This window comes from Paenibacillus sp. FSL M7-0802 (assembly GCF_038004945.1).
Classification (GTDB): domain Bacteria; phylum Bacillota; class Bacilli; order Paenibacillales; family Paenibacillaceae; genus Paenibacillus; species Paenibacillus polymyxa_B.
In genome coordinates this window covers 3,796,956-3,823,860 of the sequence record NZ_JBBOSD010000001.1, presented here as the reverse complement: position 1 = coordinate 3,823,860, position 26,905 = coordinate 3,796,956, and the positions used below count along the sequence as shown (strand labels likewise).

Here is a 26,905-nt window from a genome sequence, read left to right as displayed (position 1 = left end):
CACAAAAAAAGAAGAAGCGGCTCTAAGTCCGCTTCTTCTTTCCTAATTCGTTTTTACTTGAGTGATTTTGCAAAAATCCTGACTTATTAGTGTGCTACCATGTTGTATTCCATAATCCATACAGAACCACCAACAATGGTCAACAGGATAACTACCCCGAAAATCAAAGTCATGACATTCCAGCGTGGTCCATTGCTTTCACGAATGTGCATGAAGAAGAAAAGCTGAACCAGAAATTGCAGCACTGCCGCGGCTAGAATAACAACCATGGTCGAAGTGCGGCTCAACATATGATTCATAACCACACCGAGAGGAATGATGGTCAGTACGATGGACAGAATAAACCCGATAACATAGGATTTCACTGAACCGTGAGAATCATCATGACCATGCGAACCCGCTCCTGTTTGATGCTGTGCCATCTACATCACCCCCATCAAATAGACGACTGTCAGCAAGAAGATCCAGACAGCGTCCAAAAAGTGCCAGTACAAGCTCAATGCCGAAACTTTGCCCTTCGTCTCTGGTGTAAGCCCGCGTTTCTTCAACTGGAACATGAGTCCAATCATCCAAACCAGACCTAACGAAACGTGAAGTCCATGCGTTCCGACTAAAGTGAAGAATGCCGACAAGAACGCGCTGGTTCCAAAATTGGCTCCTTCGTGTACCAACTCAACAAACTCGTAAACCTCAAAACCGATAAAACCAAGACCCAGGATCGCCGTCACGATTAACCAGTTAATTAATCCCTTCATGCTTCCTTTGTTCATGGCCAACACAGCCAGACCACTTGTGAAGCTGCTCGTGAGCAAGAGGAACGTTTCAATAATAACGCCCGTCATGTTAAACAGCTCTGCGCCACCCGGTCCTCCGGCTGTGTTGTTCCGAAGGACGACGAAGGTTGCGAACAAGGTACTGAACAGGATTACGTCCGTTACGAGGAAGATCCAAAAACCAAGCATCTTCAATTCTTGCGGATCGTGATGCCCGTGGTCATGATCATGGCTTTGGTGTGCTGCTGCTTGTGCCATTATACAGACCCCCTTATTGCCGCTTCCGTGCGTTTTACTTCATCCGCAGGGATATAGTAGTCGCCATCATAGGAGAAGAACGAACGGCAAATCATACAAATTGCCACACCGATCAACCCTGGAATATAGAAGAACGACCATCCGAATACGAACCCGAAACCTGCAATGAAAAAGAATACCGACATAATGAATGGAATCGCCGAGTTCTTCGGCATATGAATCGCTTCAATTGGCGGTTGCTTTCTGAAAATACCTTTTGCACGTTTATCTTTTTCTGCCCACCAGTCATCACGTTCTTCTACTTGTGGAATGGTAGCAAAATTGTACTCCGGTGCAGGTGAAGGAATCGACCATTCCAACGTATGGCCACCCCAAGGGTCGCCTGTTGTATCCTTCAGCTTACGATAATTCTTGATGCCCAGAAGAATTTGAAGAACCTGGAACAAGAAACCAATACCCATCAGGAATGCCCCAACGGTCGAAACGAGGTTAAGCGGCTGCCAGCCGGTATCCCAGCCATAAGTGCTCAGACGACGCGTCATACCCATCAGACCGAGAGAATATTGCGGAATAAAACATACATAGAAACCGATGTTCCAGAACCAGAAAGCCCATTTACCAGGCGTTTCAGGCAATGTGAAACCGAACATTTTAGGCCACCAATAGTACAGACCTGCCAAGTAACCGAACACTACACCACCAATCAGAGCGGAGTGAAAGTGAGCGATCAGGAAGTAACTGTTATGGAACTGGAAGTCAGCAGGCGCTACAGACAACATGACGCCCGTCAAACCAGCAATCAAGAAGTTAGGAATAAAAGCAATTGACCACATCATAGGGGTCTTGAATGTAATCTTACCCCGATACATGGTGAACAGCCAGTTAAATACTTTAACCCCTGTTGGTATTGCGATAACCATCGTCGAAATCGCAAAGAATGCATTAACATCTGCGCCTGATCCCATCGTGAAGAAGTGATGCGCCCAGGTGAAGAAGGACAAGATCGCAATAATGAACATGGCGTAAACCATGGACTTGTATCCAAACAATTTCTTTTTGGAGAATACACTGATGACCTCGGAATAAATACCGAAGGCAGGCAAAACTACAATGTATACCTCAGGGTGACCCCACATCCAGATCAAGTTGATATACATCATCGGGTTACCGCCGAAATCAAGCGTAAAGAAGTGTCCTCCTCCAAAGCGGTCAAGGAATAGCAAGGCTAAAGTAACCGTCAGAATTGGAAACGCGAAAATGATAATAACACATGATGAAAATACGGACCACGTAAAGACAGGAATCTTCATCCAAGTCATACCAGGTGCACGCATTTTAATGATAGTAACAATAAAGTTGATCCCTGTAGCCAATGAACCTATACCCGAAATCTGAATACCCCAGATATAGAAGTTCTGACCAACGCCGGGACTAAATTGCATTTCTGAAAGCGGTGGATAACTCAACCAACCTGCATCTGGCGAACCGCCGATAACGAAGGACAGGTTGAACAACATCGCTCCCATAAAGAAAAGCCAGAAGCTCAATGCGTTCAGGAAAGGGAACGCAACGTCGCGCGCACCAATTTGAAGTGGTACGGCAATGTTAAACAAACCAAACATCAACGGCATCGCCATAAACAAGATCATGATCGTGCCATGTGTTGTAAAAATCTGGTTGTAATGCTCAGGATGCAGTAGTGTAACATCCGGTGTAGCAAGTTGAACACGCATCAATAATGCATCCACGCCTCCGCGGAATAACATCAAGATGGCCGCAAGAATATACATAATACCGACTTTTTTATGGTCAACGGTAGTCAACCAGTTTTTCCAAAGCCAGCCCCATTTTTTGAAATAAGTGAGCACAAACACGATCCCGATCGTTGCTAGTGCGATGGAAACGTCCGCTCCATAGATCATCGGGTCTCCAGTAACGAAGAAAGTGGATGCAAACTCTTTTATTTTGTCAAGCATTGGGGGCCTCCTTCCCTGTAATCATTTAATGGTGTCCGCTCATATTCATATGACTCATGTCCATTGCAGCTTCATCTTCTGTATCGGACTTGGAAGAACCTTCTGTGGATGTGTGTCCGCCATGTCCAGCATGCGGGTTAGAAGCACCATCCACTACATACTTGCTTACAATGTCTTGGAACAAGCCATCTGGAATTGAAGAATACTCATCAGGTTGGGACAAACCTGGTTTTGCAAGCGCCAAATAGCCGTCTTTCGTCAGCGGCTTAGACTGCTTCTTGATGTTAGCGACCCAGTTTTTGTACTCTTCATCCGACTGAACCTCTACATCAAAACGCATTTGTCCAAAATGCTCACCGCTAAAGTTTGCACCCGAACCAAAGTATGTTCCTTCGTGGTCGGCCTGCAAATGCAGTTTCATTGCCATGCCTGACATGGTGTAGATCTGACCGCCCAATTGCGGAATCCAGAACGAGTTCATCGGGGCGTCGGCAGTCAGTTCAAAACGGACTGGAACACCTTTAGGAATGTGAATTTCATTGACTGTAGCAATACCTTCTTCAGGGTACATAAAGAGCCATTTCCAGTCCAGTGAAGTCACTTGAATGGTTACTGGCTTTTGTGTACTTGCCAACGGCTTGGAAGGCTCCAGCAAGTAGGTATATCTCGCAGTTATAACCGCAAGAATGCAGATAACGATGATTGGAATAGCCCACCATACGGTCTCCAGCTTTTTGCTGTCATCCCAATGAGGTTGGTACTTGGCTTTGTTATCCGGTGCGTCGCGATATCGCCAAATGATGAAAAAAGTCAAAATCATGACCGGTACAATCAGCAGTGCAGCCATAGACGTTGAAAGAATGATCAGCTCTTTTTGTGCTTGCCCAATAGGTCCTTTTGGATCGAAAACAACGTATTTTCCGCCAGCATAAAAACACGTCCAAATGAGCAATGCTACCGTGAGCACGGTCAAAACCAACGCAATAATCGCTTTTGGTTTTTTGTTCATGTTGTTCCCCTCTCCTTAAATAATAAATTACTCAAAACTTACGAACTCCTGTAATGTTGCCCTTATATAAGATAGCAGAAAAGCGGCCACTTTTTTTATTGTTAACAGAATTGTCGATTATTTGTCCGTTTTTTGTGAAAAACATCTCTAAAAATAAAATTTCTCTTGCAAATTCAAAATTTCTTATTAATACAAAGATGACATAATAAAAACGTTATTTGTGTATCTTAAAGAAGTTATATTAAAGAAAAAAGGGGACTCCTTACAGTTATCATCCTACACTGCTCGAAGCCCCACATTGTTGTTTTCGGTATATATTGCTTTAAATCATTTTTAAATTGTATTAACTGCGGCCGTTTTCCTGGTCTTCCTTCTTGCGTGCAATGACAAATGATTTCCCAACTAGAAAAATAAAAATCCCGGCAACAACGCAGCCAATACCTGTCATTAAATATATATTTCGATCAGTTAAATTACCTATATCAAGCAAAATAAGGATAATTCCTGCAATACAGGCGATCCAAGCGATAACAGATACCGTGCGGCTCATTTGGTTATCATTTGATCCTGATTTCCTAACATTCGAAGCCATACCCTCCACTCCCTCTGGTTTAAAATGGTTTAAAACGCCCTCGTCAGGTATTTTTTTCAGTATGCACACTTCTTATTTTTTTATTCCTGCTGTCTCTACATACTTGAAACAACCTGCATTCATCTTGGTTATTATTACCCCAGAGGGCCTCCTATTCAAACAAAAGGGAGCAGAGACAGGCGTAAATCTGCTTTATTTTCAAAACATCTCTTCGTTTAACGTCGGGTCTCCAACCAGTTATTACTTACTACATTTCGATACCAATAGTAACTTTCCTTCGGGGTGCGGACCTGTGTGCGGAAATCGACATGAATCATGCCAAATCTCATATTATATCCCTCTGCCCACTCAAAATTGTCCATAAGTGACCATGCCATATATCCTTTGACATGAAGGCCGTCATGAATAGCCCGGTGTACCTGCACCAAATGCTGCTGCATATACGAAATACGACGGTCATCCTGAACCTTGCCATTCACGACATCATCGTTGATGCAAGCCCCATTCTCTGTGATATAAATATCGAGGTTACCGTATTTTTGCAAATAATGCAGTACCTCGTACAGCCCACGCGACTCCACTGGCCAACCGATATCCGTTACAGGTAGCCCCATATTGATTTCTTCAGATTGAAGAAACCCGGCTTCAGGATTAAAACGATTAACTGACATAGCATAGTAATTGATACCGATCATATCAATAGGCTCGCCGATAATATCCATATCCCCATCCTGAATAGGCACGGTGGCTCCCTGCTCCGCAAACCAGTCTACCAAAAACTGAGGATACGAGCCTTGATAAATAGGTTGAAGAAACCAGTCACTGTGCAGGGAAATGGTGCGCGCACAAGCGGCTTTATCTTCCTCAGATGTGCTGTAAGGAACAGCCCAGGAGACATTGGGAGCGATACCGATCTGGCCACTGGTGCCCAGCTCGCGGAAGCGGCGCACAGAAAGACCATGCGCAACTAGCAAATGATGTCCTACATCAATGGCTGTCTGAAGATTGGTCAGACCCGGGGCATGAACACCCAGCATATTGGATAAAAAGGCGATGCACCACGGTTCATTGAATGTTAGCCAATGGTGTATTTTACCGTGAAATTCGCGGAACATCGTTTCTGCAAACTGGACAAATGCTTGAATCGTGCGACGATTCTCCCAGCCTCCAGTATCCTGAAGCGCTTGAGGCAGATCCCAATGGTACAGTGTACAAAACGGTTCAATCCCATTTTCGTTCAACAAATCGACTACGCGATGATAATAGTCCAATCCTTCTTGATTGACTTCACCGTCACCATTGGGAAATATACGCGGCCAGGACACTGAAAAACGGTATGTACGAATGCCCAGCTCCTTCATTAGGCGGATATCTTCCTCGTAGCGATGATAGCTGTCACAAGCTACATTGCCGTTATCACCGTTGAATACTTTGCCAGGCGTATGGGCAAAGGTATCCCAGATCGACAAACCTCTCCCATCCTCCTCATAAGCTCCCTCGATTTGATAGGCTGCCGTCGCGGTCCCCCACATGAAGTCCTGCGGAAATTGAAAAATGGTCATAATGTCTCTTCCTCTCCTTTAATTATAATCGTATGTCCGTTCGTTATTTCCTGCTCTTTGGTAAAAATCCATGACAAAATGAATCCTCCATGCTCAGGATCAGGCAGAGCCTGACGGGCATCAGCGCTAAACGGATGTGCACTGCGAATCGTGCAGCTTCCTGCTGAGATGGATGTGGCCAGTTCAGCACGGACAAGCCGGGAACCGGACCATTCCATACCGACCGTCATCCCGCCATGTCCCTTCAATCCACTGACCCGTCCCTTGGACCAGGCCGTTGGTAGGGCAGGCAGTAACGTCAGTTCTCCCGGACGGCTTTGTAGCAGCATTTCTGCGATCCCCGCCGTCGCACCAAAATTACCGTCGATCTGAAAAGGCGGGTGTGCGTCGAATAAATTAGGATAGGTCGATCGCGACAGCAACGTGCGAACATACCTGTGTGCGGCATCGCCATCTTCCAGCCGAGCGTACAGGTTAATCAACCAGGCACAGCTCCATCCAGTATGCCCACCACCGTGATCAAGCCGTCGACGCAGCGATATACGGGCCGCCTCAGCCAGCTCCGGGGTATCACGGATGTGAATTTGTCGACCGGGATATAACCCATATAGATGCGAAACATGTCGATGCCCATGCTCCGCTTCCTCAAAATCGACAAACCATTCTTGTAACTGACCGTGACGGCCAATTTGATAGGGCATTAACCTGTCCCGTGTCTCCTCGCAGCGGTTGCGGAACTCATCGTCTAATTCCAGCAGGTCCGCAGCTTGAATGCAGTTACCCAACAGCTCCCGAATTAGCGTCATATCCATGGTGGAGCCCATAGATATACTGCATTCCTCGCCGTCCGGCGTTTTGAATTTATTTTCAGGTGATGTGGATGGGGATGTCACAAGCCAACCCTCCGGGCCTTCCACGAGCCAGTCCATGCAAAAGGCTGCCGCCCCCTTCATGAGTGGATAAGCTTGTTCTGCCAAATAGGCTGTATCCAGGGTAAACAGATAGCGCTCCCATAGATGGGCGGTCAGCCATACACCCCCAAGCGGCCAAAACGCCCAACTGGCATGGCCCCCTGAAGGTCCAGCGTATCTCCACACATCTACATTGTGATGAGCTGCCCACCCTTGAGCACCATAATGGATGGAGGCTACCCTCCGTCCCGTGCGAGCAACTTCTCCAATCATGTGCAGCAATGGTTCATGGCACTCGGCAAGATTGCATACCTCTGCGGGCCAATAGTTCATCTGAGTATTAATATTGGTTGTATAATTACTGTTCCATGGCGGCTGCACCCGGTCATTCCAGATGCCCTGAAGATTGGCAGGCTGACTCCCCGGACGCGAGCTGCCCATGAGCAAATAGCGGCCATACTGAAATAACAGCACCTCCAGCCCCGGGTCGTCCTGACCTTTCTGATAACGCTCTAATCGCAGATCGGTCGGTAGAACGGAGTCGTCGGTTAGAGTATCGCCTCCCAGTTCTAATGCAACGCGGTCAAACAGCTTTCGATGATCCTGTTCATGGCGTTGCCACACCTGCTCACTTCCCAGCGAAATTGCTTCGTCTAAAATGACTTGACATGCTTCTGCTGATTCCGTTGCATCACTATTCGGCATAGCGTGAAATCCCTGAAATCCGGTAGCTGCTGCCAAATACACCGTGATTTTATCCGCGCCCGAGATGATCAGTGCTCCATCAGCACCCTTCGTCAAGGTTCCTCCCTCGGGAATAACCCTCGCCTGAACTGCAAAAGGCATCCCCAAATCATTTTCATAAACAACAGACTGTGGATGATCGCCGTGATAATTAGATTCCACATGACTGGGCGCTCGTCCAGTCAACGTAATAAAGTCCCCGGACGGCTCCTCGGATGGAGCGTCCTCCTTATCGCTATCCCATTTGGATGAATCACCAAAATGTATATCCTCTCCAACCTCGTCTTCACAAGGATGGAGGGAAGTGATGCGCACGGATGCATGGATCTTCCCAAGCTTATTCGCAGTCAGTGACACCATAATGACTCCATCTGGCGCACTGGCGATAACTTCACGGGTATAGCAGACTCCAGCACTCTGAAAAGTGACCGCTGCCGTTCCGGTCAGCAAATCCAGTTCCCGTTCATAATGTGCAATTTCCCCTAGGCCCTCCTGCGTAATCCACAAATCTCCCAAAGGCTGATAGGCTTCCGTATCGCGACCTAGCATATTCGCATTAATCAGTTGTTCCGCTTCCTTGTATTTTCCATCTGCAATCAGCTTTCTGACAGGCTGCAAATATCGCAATGCATCATACTGAACGCCGTCTCTGGGAAATCCGGACCAGAGCGTATCCTCGTTTAATTGCAAATGCTCCTCTCTTATTCCGCCAAATACCATAGCTCCCAGCCTTCCGTTACCGACTGGCAATGCTTCCTCCCATACCTCAGCAGGCTGGCGATACCATAAAAGCAGGGACTGTCGTCTTTCGCTTTTCGTCACATCAAACCCTCCCCTATCAAGATCAAACAGAGCGCTAATCCCGTATGGACCACAAGGACAAGCGCTCTGTCATTCCGGCATTCAAAATTTCGTTAAAAGCAGTCAGCTATTTAGAAGCCTTGCCACTCCATAACTCCACTCTGTCCTTCACCAGTTGCGTGTATTGCTGTTCCATTTGGACAGCTCCGGCGGCATCCAGTTCTTTAATCATGTTGTCGTATACCGTATCAAAATTGGAAGCCGGTGCTAAAATAGCTTCCGGTATACGTTTGCGGATAATGTCTGTCGTTTTTTTGAATGTAACGTTATAGCTGGATTCATTGTCTGTTGTCAGGTTATAGGCTGCGCCCCAAGGCTTTACATCAAATTCTTTCTTGTCCGGGAACAGATCTTTCCACGTTTTTACGCCATACGCTTTAAGTGATTCTTTCTCCGGCTTCGAATAAGCCGCGATAATTTGTTCCGGGAATTTGGCAGTATAGTAGTTACCTGTAGGGTCCTTCACGCCGTCACCATAGTGTCCGCTGATGAGCGTGTACAAATCTATACCCGTAGATTTATTGAAGTTGGTTGTATTGTTCGTTTTTTGTTCCAGTACATCAGCAGGAATGACACGTTTGCCGTCTTTAATTTCATAATGCTTGCCTTCGATCCCCCAGTTCACTAGCACCTGTCCTTCATCGGAAGCTAAATAATCAAGGAATTTAATAGCCCGCACCGGGTCCTTGCAATTCTCTGTAATACCTACTCCATAACCGGACGTGAAGCCCGTATCCTGAAAGGAACGATCCTTGTATTCCTCCGAAAGTGTAACTGGAAAATGCGCGTAGCTGGATTCGGATTTACCTGACGCTTTTAACGCATTTTCGGCATCCTGATAACCCCACTCCTGGTCGATCAGACCGAGGACACGGCCGCTGGCAATTTTGGATTTGTATTGATCACTTTTTTGCACAAACGAATCTTTATCGAGCAGTCCTTCATTGTACATGTGGTTCAACCAACGGAAATATTCCTTTTCTTCCGGACGTTTGTAATGAAGCTTCGCTTCAAATGTTTTGGGATCAATAAAATATTCACCATCATCCGGCGCTCCAGTCGTCTGGAAGGCAGGATTCGTTACGGTAATCATAATTCTCCAGTCGTCTGCATCCAGCGTGAGTGGGATCGTTTTTTTGCCATTGATCGTCGGATGCTTGGCTGCATAAGTTTTGAGTACGTTTTCATAATCCTGTAGCGTTCTTACCTTTGGATATCCTAACTCCTTGAGCACCTTATGCTGAATTTCAAATCCCCCCGTCGCGTCAAAACTCTCCTGTCCCACCCCTGCATACGTAGGAAGGACATAGATGGATTGATCTTTATTACTGTATTTCAAACGATCCATATAGGGTCCATATAGCTTTTTGAGATTGGGTGCATGATCGTTGATCAGATCTGTCAGATCAATCATAGCCCCCGCATCCACAAGCTTGTTAATATTCGCTTTAGGAGAAACCAAGTCCGGGTATTCTCCACTTGCTGCCATCAAAGCAATTCGGTCATCTCCACCTCCACCGCTGACATCAAATTCCGCATTCAAGGTTACACCTGTTTTTTTGGTGATTTCCTTGCCTATTTCATCCTTCATTCCGTTCCATTGTGGGCTTGTATCTGCTCCGAAGAAGCTAAACGTAATCGGGTCTGTGCCGCTGGATGTGCCTTCCTTCGCTGCTTTATCGCTTCCTCCACAACCTGCGAGTGCGGTAAGGGACACCGCGAGCAAGGGAATCAGTGCAAATCTGGACCAGTGTTTTTTCATGTATAAATCCTCCTATATTCCTATGATGACTTCTCCTGCAAATAACTGCTATTTTACTACCGAAATCCTGTCTTTTATGATTTCACTGCCCCCAGTGTCATCCCGCCTACAAAATATTTTTGCAGGAACGGATATACCATCAGGATGGGGAGCGTAACCGTAATCGTGATTGCCATTTTAATCGACTCTGGTGAAATTTGAGCCATTTGCTTAGCCATATCGTTACTATTCGTCATACTGGAGCCGCCTTGCTGCGTACTTTGCAGTATCTTCATCAGCTCATACTGTAGCGTCGTCCATTGCGGCGCCCCACCATTATACAAATACGTATCAAACCAAGCATTCCACTGACCTACTGCCAGAAAAAGAGCAATCGTTGCCAATACTGGTTTGCACAGCGGCAAAATAATTCTCCAGTAAATCGCAAAATCATTCGCCCCATCGAGTTTGGCAGACTCCTGTAGCGCATATGGCAAACCGTCCATAAAGGAACGAATGACAAACACGTTAAAAGCGCTAATTAAGCCTGGAAAAATGTACACCCAAAACGAACCCAGCAGATGCAGATCACGCATCAAAATAAACACGGGCACCATCCCGCCAGAAAAATACATCGTCAACGCCAAAAACGTAGAAATAAACTTACGAGCGCGAAACTCGACCCGACTCAATGTAAAAGCAAGCATAGACGCGCAAATCAATCCGAGTACTGTTCCGACCAAAGTACGAAGAATAGATATTTGCAGTCCCTGAAGAAGGCCATCGTACTGGAAAATCGTTTTGTAATTTTCGAGCGTAAATTGGCGGGGCCATATATAAATTCCACCGCGAACCGTGTCCGTTGAATTGTTCAGGGAAATCGCAAGTACGTTCAGAAACGGGTACAGCGTCAACACCACGATCAGAGCCATGAGGATATAATTGAACAGGTCAAACAGCTTCTCAGACCGGGTAGCATTAAATGCCTTATTCGTCATTTCGCTTCTCCCTCCCTACATGATGCTTTCTTTGGTCAGTTTTTTGAATATACCGTTCGCCGTAAACAACAGCAAAATGCTAACCAGTGAGTTGAAAATACCAATTGCCGTCCCATAAGAGAAGCGACCCAAATTAATCCCGTAATTGAGCGCGTACAGATCCAACACCTCGGAATAATCCGTCACGAGACTATTGCCAAGCAAGAACTGCTTTTCAAAACCATTGCTCACCAGATGCCCAATCGCCATAATGAACAGAACGGCAATCGTCGAGCGGATACCCGGCAGTGTAATATGCCACATCTGTCTCCAGCGGCTCGCTCCATCCACGCGCGATGCTTCATACTGTTCTTGATCAATTCCGGTGATTGCAGCTAAATAAATAATCGTATTCCAACCTGTCTCTTTCCATATGTCGGAAGCGGTTACAATGTACCAGAACCAGCTCCCCTTTGCCATGAACTGAATCGGCTCATCCACAATATGAAGCGCTACCAATATATCGTTGACAATGCCTCCGTCAATGGACAGCATTTTCGTGACCAATCCAGCCACAACTACCCAGGATACAAAATGCGGGAGGTAGGATATCGTCTGCACAAACCGTTTGAACAGCATTCCCCGCAACTCGTTTAACAGAATTGCAAAAAAGATCGGTACGACAAAACCAAATATAATCCCCATCAGGCTCATCGCCAGTGTATTACGTAATACTAGATAAAATCGTTCGTCCTGAAATAACTCAATAAAGTTATTCAGCCCTACCCATTTCTGGTCCGTAAAGGATTTGGCTGGCTTATAATTTTGAAACGCCATCGTCCAGCCCCAAAGCGGAAGATAGCTGAAAACAAACACCCATATGACGAAAGGAATGGACATAAAATAAAGATACTTTTGCTGCTTCACACTGTCCCACAAGCCTTTTCTACCACGTTCAGGCTTCGGGCCGCGAGCCTTGCGTGGTCTTCCCCGATTGGATTCAGGAATCACAGCACCATTGTTGGAAGCGGTTTCAGTTGAAGATTCCATAACAAGCTCCTCCTCATCTCTAGATACTATTATCATACTTTGCTGGCTTGGAAGCGGGTACCCGACGAATTAGGAGAAAAATCAGTTCAAAATTAGATATATGGGATGAAAAAAATTACATTCGTGCCACTACGCATGCGGATGGTGCTTCCCATCGCTGTTGTCCCCGGATTTCTTGAATAAGCACACAAAGGTAGAAATCCGGGGACAAAGGCGACCGCTTCGCTTGTCCAGCACCATTCCGCCTGCTCCGTTTTCATTTAATTTTTCTGAGAGAAGTCTTGTAAAAAACAAAAGATCAGCAATGTAAGCTGATCAGAGGTAAAGGATAGCGCATTGCACCACAGGTGGATGATGATATATATACACATACTGTCGCAATTAACCTAATTGATTAAAGGAAAAAAATAGCTTTCTAGCATCAATGTGCTAGAAAGCTATTTCGATTTATTTTACCGTGATCGTCCCGTAGTACATGTACATGCCACAATTATACTCATATACCCCCGGCTTCAAGTCCATGACGGTAAAATAATTATTTTCGTGATCCAGGTAAACGTCCATTCCGATCTTCAACGACTGCACTTCATCAATGCAAGTAAAGGATGTCATTTTCTTGAAATTGATTTTGGTTGGAACGCCGGCTTTCACTTCAATATTTTTAGGATAGAAACCGTCCCCTTGTACACCCACTGTAACAATCTCATATTTGGTCTTGTCCGGCTCTTCCTGAGCTTGTTTAGGTTGAGTGGCCGGAAACGACGACACGCTCCCCTGAAAATAAAATAAGACAAACCCGCCCATGCTCAGGACTACAAAACCAATCAGCATCAAATGCCAATGCTTAGAGATAAGTGTTTTCATTCATATCAGCCCCTCCAGTTGAATGTCTACATGTGACGCATCAACTCTAACCAGTATATAAAAGTTAATCAAAATTTTAAATACCTCGTTTCACAGGCTCGGATGATCCAGCTCATACAGGTTGCGGTATCGGGGCTGCTCCTGCCAAAGCTGTTCATGACTGCCCCGCATGGAAATGGTGCCCTGTTCCATAAAAATCACCTCGTCCATATGCTCCATTCCTGTCAGATGATGCGTGATCCAGATCAATGTTTTGCCTTTCAGCACACGAAACATCGTCTGCATGAGTTCATGCTCTGTCAGTGGGTCAAGTCCCACTGTTGGCTCATCCAGCAAAACAATCGGGTGATTTTGCAGCAAAATCCGCGCCAGTGCAATTCGCTGTTTTTCTCCACCGGAAAAACGAAGCCCCGTCTCCTGCATTCGGGTATCGTAGCCCTCCGGCAAAGAATCAATTAGAGTTCCAAGCCCTACCTGCTCTGTTACTGCACGAACCTCATCCAGCGTAGCATCGGGTCGTCCCAGCCGAATATTGTTCGCTACCGTTGTATCGAATAAATACGGCTGCTGGTTTAGCACCGCAAATAAACTGGAGTATGCTCCACCTGTATATACGGGAATCCCTGCGACAGTGACGCTCCCTTCATCAGGCTGCAATGCACCCTGAATCAGGTTCAGCAGCGTAGACTTGCCCGCACCACTGCGGCCAAGCAATGCAACCTTGCCCCCCTGCGGAACGTGCAAGGAGATATTACGCACGCTCCATTCCTGCGTTGCCGCATAGCGGTAGCTTACGTTGTTCAGCAGCAGGTCTCCTCCGTGGCCCAATCGCATAGCGGTAGCCTGTTCCTCTAGAATGTCTGCTGTTCCGCCTGCTCCAGGTGTAGGTGTGTCTTTCTCCGAATCCTTTAACCGTCGAAGTGAATCCTGATACTCCGGCGCATGAACCACCGCTTCTCCAGCGCGAACGAAGGCATCCAGCAATGGAAAAGCCACAAGGGCAAAGGATGCCAGCCATGTGGCTTCTATACGATTCTGTGCTACCAGTCCCCCGGCCCACACAGTCATAATCACAATCCCGCCGCCTACAACGTATTGTGCGATCCAATGAGAACGCCACTCGCTCCGGCGAAGTGAATTCTCCATCACGGCAGCCCTATTGTGCCGTTGTGTAAAGGTACTCAGGAAATGCCCAGTCCGTCCGCTCAGCACCAGGTCACTCATGCCGAACAGAGCATCCGTCAGCTCCTGATAGGCTTTACTCCGTTCCTGCTTGAACATTCGCCGTTTGGCGAGTGAGGTCCATAGTGAGATAGCTGGGGCAATAAAAAGCAAAAATCCGCCATATAGCGCCATGAGCAAGGCAAAGGTTCCGTCCATCCGTCCGAGCGCCAAGATGCCTGCTGCATAAATCAGCAAAGCCGATAGCGCAGGCAGAACTAGCTTCAGATAGATGTTTTGAAGCTGCTCAATATCCTCTGCCAGCAATCCCAATAGATCCCCTGTACGGAATTTGCTGCGAATCATCAGCGCCTGCGGTTCTACTGCCCGATATAAGCGTACCCGCATACGGGACACCAGACGCAGTGCGGCATCATGCCCTACCAAGCGCTCCAGGTACTGAATAACCGCTTTACTAAAGCCAAATGTTCGCACAAGCACAATTGGAACGTACACCATTAATATATTTTCCGGTTTTAAGGCCGAACGGGTAATCAGATGACCGGACGTAAAGAGCAACGCGCCCGCACATCCAATGGCCAATGCGCCCAAAAGAGCAGCTACCAGAAAGGCCCAAAAATATTGTCTCAGATACGTCACAAACCAGCCTTGTCTGCTATTGTCCGTTACTCTCATATCGTCCGTTCCCTCCTTCCGATATCCCCGTCAGCAATCGGTAATATGCTCCCTTACGGGCAATCAATTGCTGATGGGAGCCTACTTCTTCCAGACGACCTTGATCCATCATCCAGACACAGTCCATTTCTGGCATCCAATGAAGCCGGTGGGTGGCAAGAAACACTCTTTTGTGTTTCAAAACCGATAAAATCGTCTGTTTTAGCTCCCATTCTGTCTCAATATCCAGATGGGCCGTAGGCTCATCCAATAAAACGACCGGACGATTACTGAGCAATGCCCGCGCCAATGCAATCCGTTGCGCCTGCCCTCCGCTCAGTGTCCGACCTGCTTCACCAATGGGCTCATTCAATCCACCCGGAAGACCGTCTACCAGTTCACGCAGTCCAACCGCGTCAATCGCCCACTCTATCTGCTGGTTGGATGCCTCCGGTTCATAAAAGCTTATATTATCTGCCAGAGAAGCGCTAAACAGGTATGGATGCTGTGGAATATAGGCAATATGCCGTTGCCATTCAGCTTTGGCATCCCCAGCCAATCCGCATCCATTCAGGAGCAGCTCGCCTGAAGTCGGATCAGCAAAGCCGCCAAGCAGACTAAGCAGCGTCGTTTTACCTGCACCGCTAGCCCCAACGATGCCGATCATGTTCATGTGCGGTTCAACATGTGCAGACACATGTTCAAGCCGGGCGGAACCGTCTTCATTAAGGAGGCACACATCAGACAGCTCGAGACTATCCTGTCCCGTGATGTCCAATCCTTTATCGTTAGCTGCTTGTTTATTCGGCTTGGTCGCATCATCTTCTGTACTGAGAATGGAGCGTATTGCTCCCCAAGCCTCCTTACCATCCAGTGAAGCATGATAGTCTGATCCCAATTGGCGTATGGGCATAAAATATTCTGGTGCCAGAATAAGCACCGCAAGCGCTGCCTCCAGACCCACCGAGCCACTAATCAGGCGCAGCCCCAAGCCTACCGCGACAAAAGCGACCGATAGCATACTAAAAAAATCGAGGGCAAATGAGGAAAGAAACGCTACCCGCAGCGTGCGCATCGTTGCTGTGCGGTATTGGTCGCTGACCTTCCCAACCGTTTCCCCATGCTCTTGGCTACGACCCAAAAACCTTAGTGTCTGAAGTCCACGTAGCGAATCCGTGAAATGGTGAGATAACAAACGATAGGAACGCCATTGCTTGTCTGCCTGCTTCCGCGCTGCCAAGCCGAGCAAAATAAAGAAGCCCACCAGAATCGGCATCGTAGTCGTCAAAATTACACCTGAAATGACATCCAATGTGAAAACATACACAAGCACAAGTATAGTTACAGCCATCATGTCAATCATTCGAGGAATGGACAGTTCCAAATACGTGCGAAAACGATCCATTCCGTCCAGCGCTAGCGTCACCAACTTGCCGCTGCCTTCCTGCGCTGCAAAACCCGGCCCCCGTTCGAACAAACGTGCAAGCAGACGCTCCCGTAAGGAAGCGCCTGAAGCTTCGGCAAAACGGCCGGCTGTCCGTCGTTGCAGCCAGATCATCGTATGCCTCATTGCAAAAGCAGCGAAAAACAACGCCAGTGACGGCCAAGCCATCACCAGCGGATTTTTATCAAATAAAATCGTAACAGCCTTTGCCAAGAAGACTGCTTGTGCAATCACAGCAGCCCCCTGGAGCAGGGAAAGGGCAGCCAGTAGCAGCATTACTGGCCGAATGCCCTTTAATTCTAACCATGCCTTATCCATTAGTATTCCAAATGATCCTTCTCACTGAGACGCTTATGGAAAACAAAATAGCTCCACGCCTGATAAGCCAGCACAAAGGGTAAAAGCGTTGCTGCAACAATCGTCATGGCTTTCAGTGTGTAATGACTGGAGCTTGCATTATAAATCGTCAAATCAAAAGCACTGTTAATCGAGCTCACCATAAATCTTGGGAACAAACCAACGAATAACGAAACGAAGGTCAGCAAAATCAATGCACCTGTCATCCCGAAGGCCCATCCTTCGCGGCCCTGCTTCAGGAAGTACCACGTCAGCACATAGGCGACAATTCCCACTGCTACCGCAGCATACATAAAGGGACCGCGACGTGCAAATAAATCCGTTGCAAAATAAGTCCATACCACCATGCCAGCGAGTAAAATGCCCAATACCGGAAGAAATTTGGACGCAATCACGCGAGCACGATCCCGTACTTCTCCAATCGTCCGCAGGGAAATGAACGTCAGCCCATGCATTAGGCACATTCCGACCACTGTCAGTCCAATCCATACGGTGTATCCATTGAACACATCGGAAAATCCAGCTTTCAAATCCATGTTTTGCTGAATAGGTACACCTTTCACCAAAGCCGCAAAAGCCATACCGAACAGCATCGGCGGTAGAAAGCTACCAATCAGAATGCAGGCATCCCACGTTCCTGTCCACCATTTCCCTTCAGCCTTGCCGCGGAACTCAAAAGAAACTCCACGCAAAATCAAACCTAGCAAAATAAAGACAAATACCAGATAATATCCGCTGAACATAGTTGCATAAAAATGCGGGAAAGCGGCAAACATCGCACCTGCTGCTGTAATCAGCCACACTTCGTTGGCATCCCAAAATGGACCAATCGTATTGATCATCAAACGTTTTTGTTGGTCATTGCGCGGTACCAATCCCGTGGCCATCCCCACGCCAAAATCAAAGCCCTCCAGAAAAAAGAAACCGGTAAACAACACTGCGATCAATAAGAACCATAAATCATTTAGCGTCATTATTGTCACCCCCTTGGGCAAATGGATCATGAATTACCGTTTGCTGATGTGGCTCGATATCTGGACCTTTGCGAGCCGTACGGTAAAACAGAAATGCCAGCACACCTGTTAAAATTAAATACAATGTGGTAAATGAGATGAACGAGAACAGCACTTCTCCTGCCACAACCGTGGGCGAAACAGAATCTTTTGTTTGAAGCAAACCAAATACAGTCCACGGTTGGCGACCTATTTCGGTCATGATCCAACCAGCAGTATTCCCAATGAATGGAAGGGATATCCCCCATATCATAAGACGGAAGAACCAGCGATGTGAACCTTCCAGCTTTTTACGGAACGTCAGGTAAGTACCGTATAAAGCGAGTGCAATCATGCCACATCCCGCCGCAATCATAATACGGAAGCTCCAGAACGTGGTACGTACTGGCGGGATATAATCGCCCGGACCATAGGTTTTTTCATATTCTGCTTGAAGCTCATTCATACCAGGCACAGAGCCGGAAAATTTACTATAAGATAGAAAACTCAGAGCAAAAGGAACTTTAATTTCAAAGGTATTTTCCTTCTTTTCAGGATCAATACCCGCGATAACTGTCCAAGGAGCGGGGTCACCGCTGTTCTCCCATAAGCCCTCACTGGCAGCCATCTTCATCGGTTGTGTTTTCACTAAATATTGAGCCTGACCATGACCAAACAAAGGAATAGCAATGGCACTGATTAAGGCAACAATAATGCTCAATTTAAAAGAAGGTTTAAAAAAGTCCATATTCTTTTTGTGCATCAGCTTCCATGCACTGATACCCGCGATAAGAAATGCCCCCGTTGCAAAAGCAGCAAACAACGTATGCGGAAATTCCCATAACAGTTGTTCATTCGTTAACAGAGCAGCAAAATCTTTCATTTCTGCACGTCCATTTTGAATCTCATATCCTACTGGACGCTGCATGAATGAATTAGCAGCTAGAATCCACAACGCCGATAACATCGTACCGATAGATACCAGCCACATACAGATTAAATGGACCGTTTTGGACAATCTTTCCCAACCGAATACCCATAATCCGATAAAGGTCGATTCCAGGAAAAATGCAAGTAGCGCTTCAATCGCCAGCGGCGTACCGAATACATCACCCACAAAACGGGAAAAGTCCGACCAGTTCATCCCGAACTGGAATTCTTGCAAAATCCCGGTGACTACGCCCAATGCAAAGTTAATCAGCAGAAACGTTCCCCAGAATTGAGCCATTTTTTTGTACAAGTCATTTTTTTTGATAACATACATAGTCTCCATAATTGCCACCAATAACGACAATCCAATGGAGATCGGCACATAAACAAAGTGAAGAATCGTTGTGGTTGCAAACTGCAACCGTGCCAAATCCAATACGTCCATGATGTTGCTCCTCCCCCTGCACTTCTCTTAACATTGATTTATAGTGTCTGTAATCTGAAGTCTTCTACATTTGTGATAGTATTCACATTCTTACATATGCAGCGGTCACTTTTTAGAAAATGACTCACTCAACTACCTTCACCATGGTTGTCATGATCCGGCTTCAGATTATCCCCATTATATAGAATAAATTTAAATGAAATAGAATCGAAAATGTGAACATCGTGTCAAATATGTGTCATAACGATGGCGATTTGATGAAAACGGCCTAAACTACATAATAAATGTGACATTTTCGATTGATCTATCCATTTATCCGCCATAAAAAAGAGCCTCTCTTCGTTCGGAGGTCGTACCTCCGACATCTGTAAGAGAGACTTCATAGCGTTAAACCTAGGGATTCTATCAACAGCCATCTGTTCCTCCGTTCTTTTGAACCCGATTACGGTAGGAGGAAGGTGACATTCCAACATACTTTTTAAATTTACTATGAAAATAATCTGCATTCGCATATCCTACGCGTTCCGCCACCTGGTGCACCTTAATTCCTTGAGCAAGCAATTCTCTTGCTCGCTCAATCCTCACCTTATCCAGGTAGGCATTAAAGGCCTCGCCAGTATGACTTTTGAACAGTTTGCCCAAATAGCCACTATTGTAATTGAACATATCTGCCAGTAACTCCAGTCGCAAATTTTCATCATAATGACTATGTATAAAGTCAATCATTTGTTTCATGATGATGCCCTTGCCACCAGATTCAGTCTGGCCAATCCATTGCAACACATGCTCCAGCGAGTGATCCACCAGCTCGCCCAATGTGGAATAAGCATATACATCGATTATAAAGCTGGAGTGCTCCTCTAGCACGGTTCGGCTGTGATCCTGTCCGGCTGCATACTTGTTCAACGCCAGTGTGAATGTTTGGGCGAACGCCGCCTTGATTGCAGATTCTGTGCGATAAATCCGTGGAAATTGGCCTTCCATTTCCTTAATGACACGGGTTGCAGCTTCACTATTAGCCATATCTAGCGCATAATACAGCTTTTCTGCATAACGTAGGGGATCATCTGTGGCACTATCAGACGCTCCACTCCTTTCAGTCTCGACTGTCTCCAATTCGTGTAGGTCTCCGGAAAGCATGGCTCTTTCTGCCCGGAACAAAAACGTACGTTCTAACAATCGTAGTGCCTGCTCAAAAGACCTGGGAATGTCGTTAAGAATGGCTACAGGATCACCGGCAGCCACATAAATTTCCTTTGCCCACGGCTTTAGCTCCTGTCGCCAAGCAGCCAGTAACTGAACAGCATCTTTCTCCGTTTTTAACGTGGCGGGAAGCAAAAGACCCATATATATTCCAGCCTCAAACACGATACCTCTGCCCTGCTCATGGCACAATTCTGTTAGCCGCTGCTTTGCTGCCGCCAGCCGAGCTTGCCGATCCCAGTCAGGAATACGTAAATCGAGCAGAATAACCTGATAGCTACTCCAGTCCAACGCTGGTAACACGGGCTGTTGTCCATGTTTTCCGTTACCGCTTTGATGTTCAGCTTGCTTGGATGCTCTGTGAAGAGAATCGCTGCTTTCCACAGCATTACGAGCATGCTCTTGATGAACCGGAAACAATAGTGCTTCGATCCAATTACGCTCATGGGAAGGCGGACTTCCCCATTTGCCATCTTCTTTCTCGTCCTCAATGTTTTGCCGTACCCGTTTCAACTCTGTCGTCATTTCTTCCTCATCAACTGGCTTCAGTAGGTAGCCATCCACCCCGAAGCCCATGGCTTGCCGTGCATAATCAAAGTCTGCATATCCGCTTAATATGAGAAAGTGAAACGGCTCTCCGTTCTTTTCACGTATGCTTCGTATGACCTCCAGCCCACTCATCCCGGGCATACGAATATCTACAATGACCAGCTCCGGTCGATGCTCTCCGAACTTATCCAGAGCCTCGCGTCCGTTCCCTGCCGTATCGACAATACGGAAGCCACAATTCCCCCAGTCAATAATGGAGGACAATCCTTCACGAATCGCAGGCTCATCATCTACAATCATTGCTTTATACATTCGACTCTTCCCCCCTTGGTATGGAAAAGTATACGGTTGTTCCTTCTTGTAATGCGCTTTCAATATGCAGTCCATAACGTTCGCCGTACATCAATGTTAGACGTTGATGTACATTACGCAGGCCAATACTGCTTCCTTCCGGCTCTTCCGTCCCCCTGATCCGAGCTAGCAGACGGGTCAGTTGCCCAGCTTCCATGCCAATCCCATCATCTTCTACTTTAATTTTTAGCTCTCTTCGTTCTATTGCAATATCTACCTTCACGGTAACTGGCTCTTCCTTATTTTCCAGGCCATGAATGACTGCATTTTCCACCAGCGGTTGTATGATTAAGGGAGGAATCGACAGGTCCGTCGCGCTTTCTTCCAAATTCACTTCATAAATCAAACGATTTCCAAATCTGAACTGCTGAATTTGTAAATAGGATCGCACCATATCCAGCTCCTGTAGTACCGTCGTTTTACCACTGCCAATCTCCAGATTCCGGCGCATCAGCCTGCCAAGCAAACGCACCGTCGTTGCAATTTCCGCTTCCCCATTCAGATGTGCTTTCATTCGAATGGATTCTAACGCATTAAACAGAAAATGCGGATTAATTTGGCTAGCCATCATTTTTAGCTTGATATCCTTTTGTGCCAATTCCAGTCTGTTGTTATGCTCACTCGTCTCATAGACCTGCGCCATGAGTTGGCGAATACTGTTCACCATATAGTTGAAACGGCGGGATAAATCCCCGATCTCGTCCCTTCCCTCCACACTCGATACCACATGAAAATCGCCCGCGGCTACCTTACCCAGTTCATAGCTCAACCGCTGTAGGCGTTTGGTAATCAGCCAGGAAATGATGGTGATCAGAATCAGTGCCATAACCAGCACCGCAAGAACACATAGAGCACCAATCAAGCTAATTCGGTTGGCTCCCTGTACAATATGCTCCGTCGAAAACACTGAAATAATCGTAAATCCGCTCACACTGGAGGCGGGCAGCAGCTCATCCACGATGATGTTGGAGGACTTTCCGTTGATTTTCGCTTCATATATTCCCTTACCCGCACGCTGAACATCAAAGCCCAAATGTAAATCTCCCAACGTCTGACCCACCGACTGCGGACGAGTAGCTGCGACCACAATACCATTACGATCTGCAATCAATGTTTCAAAGGGCTCCTTGCTCAGCATATCATTCAACTCGGTCTGACTCAGCGATATCATCAGAACTCCCTTGGTATTGTATTCGGGAAATGGAATTTGCCGTACCAGGCTCAGGCGATTAACCGGGTTATCTTCCTTATCCTGAATGTAAAACCAGTTAATCGCCGTCCCCTTCAAAGCCGTTTGGAACCACTGCTGCCGCTCAATGTTAGAGTCCACTGGAATAAACTCCAGATTATTGACAAGCGTCGGATTGTACGAATAGAACCGGATGGTAGCAACCTCTCTATATTGCTGAGTATACTCATTAAAATCCTTGTATTGATGATACGCATTCATCAGCTCTACCATACCCGGATACCGTCTGTTCGCCATCTCCCTCAGCCTCTTATCGAACATGAGCCCATTTGAAATATCCGTTGGCACACGCAGTAAATTTGCCGTCTGGCTCTTGATCTTTTCCACATTGTTTACTGTCTGGGCAATTGCACTATTCAATGCCTGCTCTCGCAAATAAAAAGTAACGCAGCCGCCTACCACCAGCACCGGGATCATGACAATCAGTACATAGGAGAACAGCAGCTTATTCCGCATACGCATATTATTCATCAGAAGCCGTACTCCACGATTCATGTCATCCCTCCCATAAGATAAGCGCTTACATTTTTGTGTATTTTCACATCCTCTATCACGAGCTACATGTTTCCAGTTTAAAGCTTCGTAACCTCTGTATCCATATTTTTTTGCAAAATTAAAAAAATGTGGCGAACGGAGTCACCACACTTTACGGATCATGAGCTATTTACGTACAAAAGGTTCGATATGCACTCCCTGCGGCAGCTTGTGCGGATCTTCCGGATTGATACGGTCATAGAACATAATACCGTCCAAATGGTCCATTTCATGCTGTACTACAATCGCTGCATAACCTTTGAAAGTCAATAGCTCCTGTGTTCCGTCTGGTAAAGTGGCCTTAATACGAATTTTTTCATAACGAGGTACATATCCGGCTACGTACCGATCTACAGACAAGCACCCCTCACCTTGTTCCAAATAAATCATGGACGTGGAGTGGCTGACCAGCTTCGGATTAAACAACGCATACTCTACCGTTTTGTCCCCATCTTCATAATAAATAGCGCACATTCTTTTGTTCAAACCTACCTGGTTCGCAGATAATCCCACACCCGGGCGCAGTTCATAGCGGGTAGCCAGCTCTTCATTTTGGCTATTTTTCAGATAATCCAGCATCCATTGCATCTGTTGAAGATCCTCTTCAGACAGTGGCAAGCATACCGGATCCACCTTCGTACGCAAAATAGACTCCCCTTCACGCACGATATCCTTCGTGAGAAGCATGTCCATCGATTGATTACTCATTCGTCAGCCTCGATTCATTAAAATAAATATACTTTCATGTTATTCTGCAAAAGTTAGGGGAGTTCCCAATATTCCTACAAGTTTTATCCCATAAATTATATCTATTCATGAAATGAATTGTCAAAATGAAGCGGTAGTGGAGTGTAAGCAAACAATATGGCTTTTAATAAAAAAATAAAACCGCTCCTTAGAACGGTTTTATAAACTATATTAATATACTATTTTGAAAGCTTAAAAGATGTACTATTTCCACTAATTGTGACTTGAGTATTGGCTACTTCATCTTTAACTGGTGTTTTGGCTATCCCGTCAATTGATATTTCACTTAGAGTAGAATTCATCTGCCCGCTTGCTCCGGAACCAGCAATAGTTGCTAACAACTTATAATTAACTACACTGTTCACTCCAATATTTGATTTAGAAAAGATAGTGGTCAGCTTAGTATCACCATGTCTTGAACATCCAAGATCCGCACATATAGCAGTTCCCGCAAGTTTTAATCTTACAGCGTTATGTTCAACACCACTAGTATAGTTCCTCCATAAGTCCATCTGAACTGGCTGTCCAGTAATATACCCATTTTTATATTGTACCTGATTATAACCATCAAGTAGATATGAAGTTGACAGTGGATCGTCCCCACCTATTTTAAGATAAGGCTGCCAAACTCCCGGAGCATCTCCTTTACTATAAGCCAATCCTGCATCAACTTCCAATCCCCTTGCTGTAAACCCTGTATACATATACGGGGTTCCATTTGTAGCCAGCAAAGTAGAGTTACTTGATGTAGTAATGGCCCTAGTCTCAATGTAGTTACCTGTCGTACTATTGACCAATACCCTTCCTCCAAATCCTCCTTGTATTGCTTGTGGTTTAATAACGTGTGTTTCCTCTCTACCATTTTCAACTGGTAAAATAATCAACTCTGGATCTTTAATTGAAGAATCCTCATAAAAAAAGAGGTTAGTATCGTCCAAATAACAGTAGTCAACAGTTTCATATGTAGAAGATTCAATAGATGCATTCAATGATTGACTATTTGCTTTTTCTTCTCTAACAACTTTTTTGGCTTGAATAATAAAGTTGTTTATCTTTTCCTGGCTAACCTCAGCATCATTTTTTACTGTAACATTTTTAGAATGTTCTAATCCATAAGTTGATTGCGTTACTGAATCGCTAACTTTTTCCGTAATATCTTCGTTATTAGCCGAAGCAGTAACACCAATTGAAGAGAATAACAGAAAGATAATTATTGAGAACTTTACCTTTTTCATTCACTCTCACCTCATCCTAATTTTTGAGAAAAATTTTTGCTATTCCCCTTCCCTAATATTGTAAAAATTTTCACCCAAAACATATAATAGTATTTCATTATTCATTTGTCTACATTTTTTATGGAAATAAATACATATTAGCTGGATTTATTTGCAATTTCTTTCTTGTTTATGGTTATATGATATTAGAAGTTATTTCAAAAAAGGAGAGAGCATATCTTGAAAAATCAAAATTTAAAGCAATGTTTCATAGCTTTATCAGTTATTTTATTAATTTTCTCCTCTTGCTTAGTTTCAAAAGAAGCATATTCAAACGAATATGTAAAACCATCTCCAGATATAGTTCAATTTTCAAGCAGTGGTGAACATACTTACGCTATTGACAATCAAGGAAAGCTACTTGCATGGGGGCGTAATGAAGATGGGGAATTAGGCTCAGAAGACGGCATAAATCGTTCCGTACCCTCTCCTGTGGTTTCTATGTCATCTGATACTTTTAAACAGGTCACCACGGGTCGCTTTGGTTCTCTAGCCATAAAAACAGATGGTACCGTTGTTAGTTGGCAAAGTAAAAAAAATCAAGGTCGTAGTGTTGCCCCTAAAACCTTCTCAAGCCTAAAAAATGTTGTAAAAATTGCCGCCGGAGGAGATCACTTTTTAGCATTAGATCAAAGCGGGCAGGTTTGGGGCTGGGGTGATAATTCTCGGGGACAATTAGCCAACTTTAAGTCATCTTTCATCAATGAACCAACTTTAATAAAAGATCTACCCATGAATATTGTGGGTATAGCAGCTACGAATCAGGGTTCCTTTGCACTTTCCAAGGATGGAACATTGCTCTATTGGGGCGGCGACAATGAAGATGCGAATATTAAAGAACCACAGCTGCTTAAACAACTTAAAAAAATTAAAATGATTAAAAGTGGAGATTTTGCTATAAGTGCAATTGATATGAATGGCAACGGGTGGACATATAATCCGCTAGAGAGCAAAACTAAACAGTTTAAAATTCCACAGAAGTTAAAAGATATCTCTGCTCAATTCGACCACACTGTTTCATTTGTAACAACTACTGGCGATGTCTGGATTTCTGCTGGTAATTCCAATCCAGAGAAAGTAAAGGGGCTTGCTAATATATCGGAAGTAAACTCTGGAAACGACTTTACAATCGTAAGAACGGAAAACAATAAATTATGGAGTTGGGGGAGCAACGTTAACGGTCAACTTGGAATTGACTCGACATTGAAAAATGTAAAGCAACCGACTATTGTAGTGAAGCCTATTCAATTGACCGTAGATGGCTCTATCATGGATCTGACTACCACTCCCAAATTACTGAACGGCTCAGTCTATGTTCCTTTCAGAGGAATATTTGAAAAATCAGGAGCTAAAGTCATTTGGAATAGTAGCCAAAGGGATCATGTCACCATCACAAAAGGTAAACTGACTATAGAACTAGTTGTAAACCAAAAATTCGCATTGGTTAATGGAAAAAAAGTAAGTCTCGCTGCTCCTCCAAAATATATAAACGGGAGTATTTTGGTACCGATCAGATTCATTTCTCAAACCTTGGGTGCAAAGGTAAACTGGAACGCATCAAAATATGAGGTAACTGTCAATAATCAATAGAAGCCAAGAAAGAACGAGCGATCATCCCATTAAATATGAATAGCCTTAATAGTTCACAAGCTTAACTCTTAACTATCCTTATTAAT

At 45.4% G+C, this 26,905-nt stretch carries 20 protein-coding genes; 1 reads left to right on the top strand and 19 read right to left on the bottom strand.

The genetic code is table 11. From position 1 onward, the window contains the following. Positions 1-86: 86 nt before the first annotated feature. From cyoD to MHB54_RS17425, 19 genes are all read right to left on the bottom strand, one after another. On the bottom strand, positions 87-422 hold the full coding sequence (gene cyoD, locus MHB54_RS17515) for a cytochrome o ubiquinol oxidase subunit IV (RefSeq protein ID WP_023990326.1): 336 nt from the start codon (positions 420-422) through the stop codon (positions 87-89). Further along, entirely contained in the window at positions 423-1,031 is a 609-nt protein-coding gene (cyoC, locus tag MHB54_RS17510) for a cytochrome o ubiquinol oxidase subunit III (RefSeq protein ID WP_023990327.1), read from the bottom strand. Further along, entirely contained in the window at positions 1,031-3,007 is a 1,977-nt protein-coding gene (locus MHB54_RS17505; protein ID WP_023990328.1) for a cbb3-type cytochrome c oxidase subunit I, read from the bottom strand. The genes cyoC and MHB54_RS17505 overlap by 1 nt, the downstream gene beginning before the upstream one ends. A 25-nt stretch (positions 3,008-3,032) precedes the next feature. Further along, on the bottom strand, positions 3,033-4,016 hold the full coding sequence (gene cyoA, locus MHB54_RS17500; RefSeq protein WP_023990329.1) for a ubiquinol oxidase subunit II: 984 nt from the start codon (positions 4,014-4,016) through the stop codon (positions 3,033-3,035). A gap of 343 nt (positions 4,017-4,359) precedes the next feature. Beyond that, positions 4,360-4,608, bottom strand: coding sequence for a hypothetical protein (locus MHB54_RS17495; RefSeq protein WP_013311984.1), 249 nt, complete (start codon positions 4,606-4,608; stop codon positions 4,360-4,362). 215 nt (positions 4,609-4,823) lie between these two features. Next, positions 4,824-6,170 carry a GH1 family beta-glucosidase gene (locus MHB54_RS17490; protein ID WP_053326110.1) on the bottom strand — a complete coding sequence of 449 codons (1,347 nt, stop codon included), beginning with the start codon at positions 6,168-6,170 and terminating at the stop codon, positions 4,824-4,826. Then, complete coding sequence (locus MHB54_RS17485) at positions 6,167-8,647, bottom strand: glycoside hydrolase family 95 protein (protein WP_053326111.1); 2,481 nt, start codon at positions 8,645-8,647, stop codon at positions 6,167-6,169. Before MHB54_RS17485 ends, MHB54_RS17490 begins: the two co-directional genes overlap by 4 nt. A 106-nt stretch (positions 8,648-8,753) precedes the next feature. Beyond that, positions 8,754-10,448, bottom strand: coding sequence for an ABC transporter substrate-binding protein (locus tag MHB54_RS17480; protein ID WP_023990332.1), 1,695 nt, complete (start codon positions 10,446-10,448; stop codon positions 8,754-8,756). 74 nt (positions 10,449-10,522) lie between these two features. Then, positions 10,523-11,425, bottom strand: coding sequence for a carbohydrate ABC transporter permease (locus MHB54_RS17475; protein ID WP_340981741.1), 903 nt, complete (start codon positions 11,423-11,425; stop codon positions 10,523-10,525). A 15-nt stretch (positions 11,426-11,440) separates the two neighbouring features. Further along, a complete protein-coding gene (locus tag MHB54_RS17470) occupies positions 11,441-12,454 on the bottom strand; it encodes an ABC transporter permease (RefSeq protein ID WP_023990334.1) in 1,014 nt (337 codons plus the stop codon). Between the two features lie 447 nt (positions 12,455-12,901). Beyond that, positions 12,902-13,318: a cupredoxin domain-containing protein gene (locus MHB54_RS17465; RefSeq protein WP_053326112.1), complete on the bottom strand. Its 417-nt coding sequence runs from the start codon at positions 13,316-13,318 to the stop codon at positions 12,902-12,904. A 90-nt stretch (positions 13,319-13,408) separates the two neighbouring features. Continuing rightward, complete coding sequence (gene cydC, locus MHB54_RS17460; RefSeq protein ID WP_053326113.1) at positions 13,409-15,175, bottom strand: thiol reductant ABC exporter subunit CydC; 1,767 nt, start codon at positions 15,173-15,175, stop codon at positions 13,409-13,411. After that, entirely contained in the window at positions 15,156-16,916 is a 1,761-nt protein-coding gene (gene cydD / locus MHB54_RS17455; RefSeq protein WP_053326114.1) for a thiol reductant ABC exporter subunit CydD, read from the bottom strand. The genes cydC and cydD overlap by 20 nt, the downstream gene beginning before the upstream one ends. Next, complete coding sequence (cydB, locus tag MHB54_RS17450; RefSeq protein ID WP_053326115.1) at positions 16,916-17,929, bottom strand: cytochrome d ubiquinol oxidase subunit II; 1,014 nt, start codon at positions 17,927-17,929, stop codon at positions 16,916-16,918. The genes cydD and cydB overlap by 1 nt, the downstream gene beginning before the upstream one ends. Next, positions 17,916-19,322 carry a cytochrome ubiquinol oxidase subunit I gene (locus tag MHB54_RS17445; protein ID WP_028541817.1) on the bottom strand — a complete coding sequence of 469 codons (1,407 nt, stop codon included), beginning with the start codon at positions 19,320-19,322 and terminating at the stop codon, positions 17,916-17,918. Before MHB54_RS17445 ends, cydB begins: the two co-directional genes overlap by 14 nt. 405 nt (positions 19,323-19,727) lie before the next feature. After that, positions 19,728-21,386 (bottom strand): response regulator transcription factor, encoded by a 1,659-nt coding sequence (locus MHB54_RS17440; protein ID WP_053326116.1) that lies wholly within the window; start codon positions 21,384-21,386, stop codon positions 19,728-19,730. Then, the gene (locus MHB54_RS17435; protein WP_023990341.1) at positions 21,379-23,169 is read right to left on the bottom strand and encodes a sensor histidine kinase; all 1,791 of its coding nucleotides are present in this window, start codon (positions 23,167-23,169) and stop codon (positions 21,379-21,381) included. Before MHB54_RS17435 ends, MHB54_RS17440 begins: the two co-directional genes overlap by 8 nt. Positions 23,170-23,334: 165 nt before the next feature. Then, positions 23,335-23,916 (bottom strand): peptide deformylase, encoded by a 582-nt coding sequence (gene def / locus MHB54_RS17430; RefSeq protein ID WP_023990342.1) that lies wholly within the window; start codon positions 23,914-23,916, stop codon positions 23,335-23,337. A gap of 218 nt (positions 23,917-24,134) precedes the next feature. Beyond that, positions 24,135-25,190 carry a YrpD family protein gene (locus MHB54_RS17425; RefSeq protein ID WP_028541814.1) on the bottom strand — a complete coding sequence of 352 codons (1,056 nt, stop codon included), beginning with the start codon at positions 25,188-25,190 and terminating at the stop codon, positions 24,135-24,137. 219 nt (positions 25,191-25,409) lie between these two features. On the opposite strand from MHB54_RS17425, the gene MHB54_RS17420 reads away from it, so the two are divergent. Next, positions 25,410-26,819, top strand: a complete 1,410-nt coding sequence (locus MHB54_RS17420) for an RCC1 domain-containing protein (protein ID WP_028541813.1) — start codon at positions 25,410-25,412, stop codon at positions 26,817-26,819. The last annotated feature ends 86 nt before the right edge of the window (positions 26,820-26,905 follow it).